3 protein-coding genes are annotated in these 3,440 nt (G+C 72.7%); 1 reads left to right on the forward strand and 2 read right to left on the reverse strand.

Features of this window, described 5'->3' with window-relative positions:
- Positions 1–763, forward strand: a 763-nt coding sequence (locus BN12_RS21130) for an HNH endonuclease signature motif containing protein (protein WP_235432488.1), incomplete at its 5' end; no start/stop codon positions are given.
- Positions 764–1,270: 507 nt separating this feature from the next.
- On the opposite strand, the gene BN12_RS25880 is transcribed toward BN12_RS21130, so the two are convergent.
- On the reverse strand, positions 1,271–2,473 hold the full coding sequence (locus tag BN12_RS25880; protein WP_048556710.1) for a CaiB/BaiF CoA transferase family protein: 1,203 nt from the start codon (positions 2,471–2,473) through the stop codon (positions 1,271–1,273).
- Positions 2,474–2,478: 5 nt separating this feature from the next.
- Positions 2,479–3,440 (reverse strand): FAD-dependent oxidoreductase (locus BN12_RS25885; protein WP_083454829.1); only part of this gene is annotated, 962 nt, incomplete at its 5' end.

Below are 3,440 nucleotides of genomic sequence, written 5' to 3' on the forward strand. Positions count from 1 at the left end.
ACAGGGGCGGCTGGTGGAGGTGGCCGGGTGTGGCGCGACGGGGACCAGTTTCGTGCGGGTGGCGTGGGTCACCGGCCTGCTGTCCGGGACGGGACAGCAGGTGGAGGTGGCGGTCGTGGGGTGTGACCCGGTGACGGGTGCGCGGACCGGCCCACCCCACCCGGTCCGCTGGCCCGGCACCGGCGGCGGCCCGGGATCACGGCGGTATCGGGTGCCGGCGCTGGACAGTGCGGCGTATCGGCCGCCGGCGGGGCTGGTTGCCTGGGTGAAGGCTCGGGACGGGCGGTGCCGGTTTCCCGGCTGCAGTGTCAATGCCCGGTTCTGCGACCTGGACCATGTCCGGCCCTGGCCGGCCGGGCCGACCGCGGCCGACAACCTGGTATGCCTGTGCCGCCGGCACCATCGGGTCAAGCAGCGCCCGGGATGGACGGCCCGGCTCCTGGACGACGGAACCCTGGAGGTCACAGACCCGACCGGGCGGAAGCGGACCTCCACGCCGGTGGACCTGCTCGGCCGCCCCGACGGGCGACCGGCCCCACCGACTCTGGCCAGCGCCGACCCCGGAGACGGGGACGCCGCGTTCGAGCCCTCCCGGACCCGGCGGATCGGCCACGAGGACGACCCGTTCTCCTGGCTGGAGGACGCCTGGGCCGAGACCATCGCACGGATCGAGCAGTACGTGGCCCGGCAGGCCGCCACCGACACCGCCCGTCTGGCCGCGCAACGACGCGAACAGGAAGCCGCCCAGCCTCCACCCTTCTGACCCGGCCTCGGGCCGGCGTCGAGGTGGCCCCCTTCAGGGCTGGGTGAGATGGGCGTATGCCGGTCGGAGAAGGTCGACGAGGGCGGTGCCCCGGACCGTGGTGTCGAGCGGCGGAAGCTGGTCGAGCACAGCGTCGCTGGCCGACGACGGCGGCGACGACCGCCGCGGAATCTCTGCCTGAGTGGTGAAGAAGGATTCGAGACAGTCCGCCAGCGGGACTGTCGACTGCGAGGTACCGGTGCGGTCTGCTGCGTGGGTGCCGGTCCGCAGGGCGCTCAGGGCGTCGAGGAGATCAGTGCGGTCGCACTCTGGCCACGGGAGGATACCGCCTCCGCCACGTGAGGATGCCGAGCGGATCGTCGTCGAAGGACTCCGCGAGCAGGTGGAACGCGGCGGCCAGGTGCTCGGCCGATCTGTGGCCGGGCGCCGACCTGCCGCCGATGATACGAGGCGACGGCAGCGGGCCCGGACTCCGCGCCGCGGCGCGCCGGTATGCGAGCCGAACCGTCAGGAGACGGCGCCGCCGGCCCGTAGAGCGGCGATCGCCGCGGCGTCGTAGCCGAGCTCGGCGAGCACCTCGTCGGTGTGCTCGCCGACGGCCGGCGGGAGCCGCGGTGGGAGCGGGTCGACGCCGTCGAGACGGAACGGAGCCGCGATGGTGGCGACCCGGTCGTCGTCGGGGAAGTGTGCGACGAGTCCGCCCGCGCGCAGCTGCGCGTCATCAGGAAGGTCGGCCGACTCCGCGACGATGTCGAAGACGATGCCGTTCTCGCCGAGAACCCTGGCCCAGTGCGCCCGGTCGTGACGCCCGAACGCCTCGTCGAGGATCGCGATGAGGTCGCGGGCGTTGCGCAGCCGGTCCGGCTTGCTGCCGAACCGCTCGTCGGTCAGCAGGTCCTCCTGCTCGAGGCAGCGGACGAGGACCGGCCAGTGCCGGTCCTCGTTGAGGATCGTGAGGAGCAGCCACTTCTCGTCGGCGCACTGGTAGTGACAGCTCAGCGCGTTGAACAGCTGGCCCCGGGGTGGGCGCGGGATGAACTCGGCGCCGCACAGCGCGGCGGTCGCCATGTAGCTGTTCGCCCAGACCCCGTTGGCCAGCAGCGACGACGACACCTGGGTGCCGCGTCCGGTGCGCTCGCGGAGGTAGAGGGCGGTCACGATGCCGGCATACAGGGTCATCGCCGAGGGGTGGTCGCCCTGACCCACGACGGCCCGGGCCGGCACGGCCGCCGGTGAGTCGCGGACGAGGTCCATCATCCCGGACCGGGCCCAGTACGACGTCGCGTCGAAGCCCGGCTTGGCGGCCTCGGGCCCGGTCTCGCCGTACCCCGTGAACGAGCCGTAGATCAAGCGCTCGTTCATCGCAGAGAGCGTCGCGTAGTCGATGTGCAGCTTGTCGCGGACGCGGAGCGGGTAGTTCGTGACGAAGACGTCGGCGTTCTCGACGAGCTGGTGGAGGACCCGCTGACCCTCGGCCGAGGAGAGGTTGAGCGCGAGGCCGCGCTTGCTGTGGGCGTCGAGGAGCCAGGCGTAGTCGTGCTCGCAGACGGGGTTCCCGGGCAGCCTGGGCAGGTCCCGGTAGGGGTCGCCCGGCCCCGGTGGCTCGATCTTGACGACGTCGGCACCGAGATCGGCCATGATCGTCGTCGCGGCCGGTGCGGCGATGTAGCTCCCGCAGTCGATCACCTTCAGGTCGCTGAACAGGGACACGGTCGTCACTCCTTCGTGGAGGTCGTCTCGGCGAGCGCCCGGAGGATCGCCAGCTGCTTGCGGTCGCGGTCCTGCTCGAGCCGGGCGTGTGAGCGGTCGCCGAATGCCGCCTCCGCCTGCGCGACGACGAGGTCCTCGAGCGCCGCGTCGAGGTGGACGCGCTCCTCGTTCTCGATGGCCCACTTCAGGCCGGGCCCGAACTGCGCGAAGTAGCCGCGGAACCCGTCGGGCCCGCCGCCGAGGTGGAAGGAGCGGAAGGGTCCGTCGGCGGCCCAGCGGAGGCCGACCGACCCTGTCACGATGTCGTCGAGCTCGGCGACGTCGACGACCCCCTGCTGGACGAGGAGGAGGCACTCGGCGAAGATCGCCCGCTGGAGCCGGTTGGCGACGAAGCCGCGCACCTCCTGGTGGACGACCCGCGGCGTCTTGCCGAGGGCGGTGTAGAACGCGATCGCCTCGGCGACCGCGGCCGGGTCGGTCCGCTCGCCGGGAACGACCTCGACGACAGGGATGAGGTGCGGCGGGTTGAACGGGTGACCGACGAGGAGCCTGCTTGCGTCGGTCAGCTCGGCACCCTGCCGGGTCGCGGTGATCGCCGAGCTCGACGAGAGGAGGAGGGCGTCCGCGGGAGCGGCGGCGCTCACCTGGGCCCACAGCTGCTGCTTGAACTCCACGCGCTCGGGTCCGTTCTCCTGCACGACCCATGCCCCATGCACGGCGCGGGAGAGGTCGCTCTCGAAGGAGAGGCCGCGCTCGAGGTCGTCGGTCGGCAGGCCTAGGGCCGCGAGCGTCGAAGCGATCTGGGCGAGCGACGCGGAGACCGTATGCCGCACGTCCGGCCGCGGGTCGTGGACGACGACGCGCATCCCGTGGGCGAGGAACAGCGCCGTCCACGACGCCCCGATGACCCCGGCGCCGACGACGCAGACGGTCCGCCCGGCGAGCGGCGGGCCGCCGGCCGCGGAGC

The organism is Nostocoides japonicum T1-X7 (assembly GCF_001046855.1).
Taxonomy (GTDB): Bacteria; Actinomycetota; Actinomycetes; order Actinomycetales; family Dermatophilaceae; genus Nostocoides; species Nostocoides japonicum.